The sequence below is a fragment of the Pseudomonas sp. Irchel s3f7 genome (assembly GCF_900187615.1).
In the GTDB taxonomy this organism is placed as follows: Bacteria; Pseudomonadota; Gammaproteobacteria; order Pseudomonadales; family Pseudomonadaceae; genus Aquipseudomonas.
Genome location: NZ_FYDO01000061.1, coordinates 1 through 4,412 on the forward strand (window position 1 = coordinate 1; position 4,412 = coordinate 4,412).

At 58.5% G+C, this 4,412-nt stretch carries 5 protein-coding genes; 2 read left to right on the top strand and 3 right to left on the bottom strand.

The features are described 5' to 3' along the window. Positions 1–203: 203 nt before the first annotated feature. Both CKW19_RS28115 and ggt read right to left on the bottom strand, forming a co-directional pair. Entirely contained in the window at positions 204–737 is a 534-nt protein-coding gene (locus CKW19_RS28115) for a cysteine hydrolase family protein (RefSeq protein ID WP_095061773.1), read from the bottom strand. Positions 738–807: 70 nt separating this feature from the next. Then, on the bottom strand, positions 808–2,535 hold the full coding sequence (ggt, locus tag CKW19_RS28120) for a gamma-glutamyltransferase (protein WP_095061774.1): 1,728 nt from the start codon (positions 2,533–2,535) through the stop codon (positions 808–810). Between the two features lie 136 nt (positions 2,536–2,671). Here ggt and CKW19_RS28125 point away from each other — a divergent pair, with 136 nt between their 5' ends. After that, a complete protein-coding gene (locus tag CKW19_RS28125) occupies positions 2,672–3,184 on the top strand; it encodes a methylated-DNA--[protein]-cysteine S-methyltransferase (RefSeq protein WP_095061775.1) in 513 nt (170 codons plus the stop codon). A gap of 17 nt (positions 3,185–3,201) precedes the next feature. On the opposite strand, the gene CKW19_RS28130 is transcribed toward CKW19_RS28125, so the two are convergent. Further along, entirely contained in the window at positions 3,202–3,639 is a 438-nt protein-coding gene (locus CKW19_RS28130) for a hemerythrin domain-containing protein (RefSeq protein WP_095061776.1), read from the bottom strand. A gap of 146 nt (positions 3,640–3,785) precedes the next feature. On the opposite strand from CKW19_RS28130, the gene CKW19_RS28135 reads away from it, so the two are divergent. Further along, a complete protein-coding gene (locus tag CKW19_RS28135; protein ID WP_095061777.1) occupies positions 3,786–4,211 on the top strand; it encodes an N-acetyltransferase in 426 nt (141 codons plus the stop codon). Positions 4,212–4,412: the final 201 nt, after the last annotated feature.

Sequence of the window (4,412 nt, forward strand, 5' to 3'; positions counted from 1 at the left end):
CTGCGACCTGAAAGACCTGCTTGGCAAGATCGACCGCCACTGTCGTACAGGCCGACACATCGGTTGAAGACAGGGACTGTTTAAGCGTCGTATTCTTTTTCATGGACTCGCCCTCGCTGCCGTTGGCTTCTTAGACTGCCACCGTGGCGCATTGACGCCTCGGCGTGGGCGAGTCCATCCAATTACAGGGGAGAGGGGTGTTTTCAGAAGTGGATGTCTTGGGCCGGGATCACGTCGATTCGCGCCACCGAGCCACTCAGGTGCGCCAGGTCCTTGTTGTGTTCGGTGATGATGTCTTCGGCGGTGAGATTGCCGTTGTCGACGGTCGAATGCGCGTCGGCCGCCAGCACCACGTCGTAGCCTAGCTTCAACGCCTGACGCACGGTGGCGTTGACGCAGTAATCGGTTTGCAGGCCGCAGATGATCAGGCGTTCGAAGTCCTCTTTCGGCAACAGCTGCTGCAGATTGGTCTGGTAGAACGAATCCCCGGTGGTCTTGCGTACACGATGATCCTTGGGCGAGGTTTGCAGCCCTTCGGCCAGTTGCCAGCCAGCGGCGTTATGGGCCAGTGGACTGCCTGTTTCCTCATGCTGGATCAGCACCACCAGAACCCCGGCGTCACGCGCCCGGGCGCTGAGTTCGTTGATGGTTTTGATGACACGTTTGATTTCAAAGCATTCATATTCGCCCGAGCACAGCGCCTGCTGGACGTCGACGATTAACAACGCAGTGGTCATGATTTCCTTCCTTGAATTGTCGATGGATCAGGGGACGAACATAGGCCCGCCCCCCCTTTAAACACAACCCTCAATAACCCAGCGACAAGCCCGTGTTACGCCGCGGATCGTTGGCCCCGTAGAAACGGTTGTTGCCCACCGGTTTGCCACCCAACGATGGCGCGCCTACAAGGATCGCCGCCAAGTGGTTGGCATCCTGCGGACCTGCAAACTTGTGGCCCCAGCTTTCGAGGATTTTCACCGTGTCCGGGCTGGTAGTGAAAGCCTCCAGGTTGGTTTCCTCCGGCAGCCACTGCTGGTGGAAACGCGGCGCATCGACCGCTTCCTGGATGTTCATGCCGTAATCGATCACGTTGAGCATGGTCAGCAACGTCGCAGTGATGATGCGACTGCCGCCCGGCGTGCCGACCACCATCACCACTTTGCCGTCCTTGGTGACGATGGTCGGGCTCATGGACGACAGCGGCGCCTTGCCGGGCGCGATGGCGTTGGCCTCGCCCTGCACCAGGCCGTACATGTTCGGCACGCCGATTTTCGAGGTGAAGTCGTCCATTTCATCGTTGAGGATGACCCCGGTCTTGCTCGCCATGACGCCCGCCCCGAACCAGTCGTTGAGGGTGTAGGTCACCGACACCGCGTTGCCCCATTTATCGACGATGGAATAATGCGTGGTGTTGCTGCCTTCGTGGGGGGCTACGCCCGGTTTCAGCTCGCTGGAGACCGCAGCTTTTTGTGGGTTGATCGCCTCGCGCAGTTTGGTCGCGTAGTTCTTGTCCAGCAGATGGGCAATCGGATTCTTCACGAAATCCGGGTCGCCCAGGTAGCTGTTGCGGTCCACATAGGCATGGCGCATCGCCTCGATCTGATAGTGCATGCCCTGGGCCGAGTGATAGCCCAGATCCTTCATCGGATAGCCTTCGAGGATGTTCATGATCTGGCAGATCACCACGCCGCCGGAACTCGGAGGCGGTGCGGAAACCACGTGATAACCCCGGTAATCGCACTCGATCGGCGCCAGTTCACGGGTTTTGTATTTGTCGAGATCGGCCTGGGTGATGATGCCTTTGTTGGCCTGGCTGGAGGTAACGATGGCGTCGGCTACCCAGCCTTTATAGAAACCGTCGCTGCCCTTATCGGAGATTTCCCGCAGGGTTTTGCTCAGGTCCTTTTGCACCAGTTTCTGGCCGACTTTCATCGGCTCGCCGTTGCTGAGGAAGATTGCGCCGGAGTCCTTGATGTCTTTCTTGAACACGTCGGTGGCGTAGTCCAACAGATCGACGTCGCCCTGCTCCAGGACGAAACCGTCTTCAGCGAGTTTGATGGCCGGTGCAATGATTTCCTTGCGCTGCTTGGTGCCGTACTTGGACAGCGCCAGCTCCATACCCGACACCGTGCCCGGCACACCGACAGCCAGGTGACCACGGGTACTCAGGTCCGGGACGACATTGCCGTCCTTGTCGAGGTACATGTTGGCGGTCGCGGCCAGTGGGGCTTTTTCGCGGAAGTCGAGGAAGGTCTTGCGCCCGTCAGCCAGTTGAATGGTCATGAAACCACCGCCGCCGAGGTTGCCTGCGGCGGGATAGACCACCGCCAATGCATAACCCACCGCGACGGCGGCATCGACAGCGTTACCACCGTTTTTGAGCACATCCACACCGACATGGCTGGCCAGGTGCTGGGCAGTGACCACCATGCCGTTTTCCCCGGTAGCCGGGGCCACGGAGGCAGCGTGGGCAGTCAGGCAGCTGAGCGCCAACGAGGTCGCAATCAGCGTTTTGGCAAAAGGTTCGTACTTCATGGGTCGTTCTCTTCTTTTTATTGAGTAGGAAAACTCGTCAAAAACAGTATCCAAGTATGGTCGGGATTACATATTGCGCCTCCCCATCGAGGCAGTATCCTTAACGCTTGTTCAGCTATTTCCCACAGGCATTGGCATGACCTTTACCTACATCGCAATTCCCTCCCCAGTCGGTGAGTTGAAGCTGGTCGCGAACGGTTCAAGACTGGCGGCCATCCTCTGGGAAAACGATAAACCCGGCCGGGTGCGGCTCGGTCCGATGAGCGAAGCTGCGGACAATCCGATCCTGGTGCAAACCGCCCGGCAGCTACGGGAATATTTTTCCGGCAGCCGGACTCGGTTCGAGCTGGACCTTGATTTTGTCGGGACGGAATTCCAGAAGAGGGTCTGGGCAGCGCTGCTGACCATCCCGTTCGGCGAGACCCGCAGCTACAGCCAGATCGCCGAACAGATCGGCAACCCGTCGGCGGTCAGGGCGGTGGGGGCAGCGAATGGCAAGAACCCGATATCGATTGTCGCGCCGTGCCATCGGGTGATTGGCGCGTCAGGCAAGCTCACCGGGTTTGCCGGTGGGCTTGCGGCGAAGGAGTTGTTGCTGACGCTGGAAGGCGGACATTGGCCCGGAACATCCCGCCTCCCCGGTTTTTAATCCCTACAAGGTATGGCTTAAGCCATCTGCGCTTTGTATTCCTTTTCGTACTGCCCGGCTAACGACTCTTTCTGTTTGTCGTCGAGCAACTTGCCGGCCATCTGGAAGAATTTCTGCTCCTCCTCCTTGAGGTGGTGATGAACCTTTTCTGACAGTTTCTTCGCGGTCGCCAGCCAGGCGGGACTGGACATCTCGGTCTCGTCCAGTGCCTCCATCATTTCGTCCATCTCGTGATGTTCGGCAATCCCATGGCGGCTGAGCTCCACGCCATTGTCGAGTTCCATCAACGGGATGTAAAAATGCCGCTCTTCAGCGGTTTCGTGGGCCTGGAGTTCCGCCTTGAGCTGCTTGTACGCCTCGACCCGCTCAGGGCTGTCGCCGCTGGTATGAAGCAGCGCCTTGGCATACGTCCGTTGGCGTTCGTGGCTTTCACGCAAGGCTTCGAAAATGTTCACGGAATGTCCTCATCAGCCGCGCTCTGGAATGACGCGTCTTAATCAATGACATCTGCGCCTTGGCGAGGGTTCCTCCGACATTGCGGTGATGGAACATTGGCGGTGAGCACGTTAGGCTGGGGTTTCACCGCCATAAGGATATAGCCATGAACCTGCGTATCGAACGCAAGCACAACCCCACCCCGGAAGAACGCGAAGCGATCCTCGTGCCGTTACGCGCCTACAACACCTCGAAGTCGGCAAGCCCTCCTCCGGAACATATCGCGTTGCTGATACGCGACGACAACGACGACATCGTCGGCGGCGTTTACGCCCGATTGTTTTATCAATGGTTGTTTATCGATTTGCTGGCGGTGCCGGAACAGGCCCGGGGACAGGGCATGGGCACGAAGCTGATGCAGATGGCCGAAGACCTGGCACGCGAAAAGGAATGCGTCGGTCTGTGGCTGGAAACCTTCGAGTTCCAGGCGCCGGAGTTTTACAAGAAGTGTGGCTACAGCGAGATCGGCCACATCGCCGATTACCCACCGGGGCACAAGCACTTCTTCTTCCAGAAGCGCCTGACCTACTGACGCCACACATCCCCTGTAATTGGATGGACTCGCCCACGCCGAGGCGTCAATGCGCCACGGTGGCAGTCTAAGAAGCCAACGGCAGCGAGGGCGAGTCCATGAAAAAGAATACGACGCTTAAACAGTCCCTGTCTTCAACCGATGTGTCGGCCTGTACGACAGTGGCGGTCGATCTTGCCAAGCAGGTCTTTCAGGTCGCAG

Bases quoted from the DNA above. Each gene is read 5' to 3' on its own strand.
- ggt (WP_095061774.1), bottom strand. From the start codon at position 2,535: ATGAAGTACGAACCTTTTGCCAAAACGCTGATTGCGACCTCGTTGGCG.
- CKW19_RS28115 (WP_095061773.1), bottom strand. From the start codon at position 737: ATGACCACTGCGTTGTTAATCGTCGACGTCCAGCAGGCGCTGTGCTCG.
- CKW19_RS28135 (WP_095061777.1), top strand. From the start codon at position 3,786: ATGAACCTGCGTATCGAACGCAAGCACAACCCCACCCCGGAAGAACGC.
- CKW19_RS28125 (WP_095061775.1), top strand. From the start codon at position 2,672: ATGACCTTTACCTACATCGCAATTCCCTCCCCAGTCGGTGAGTTGAAG.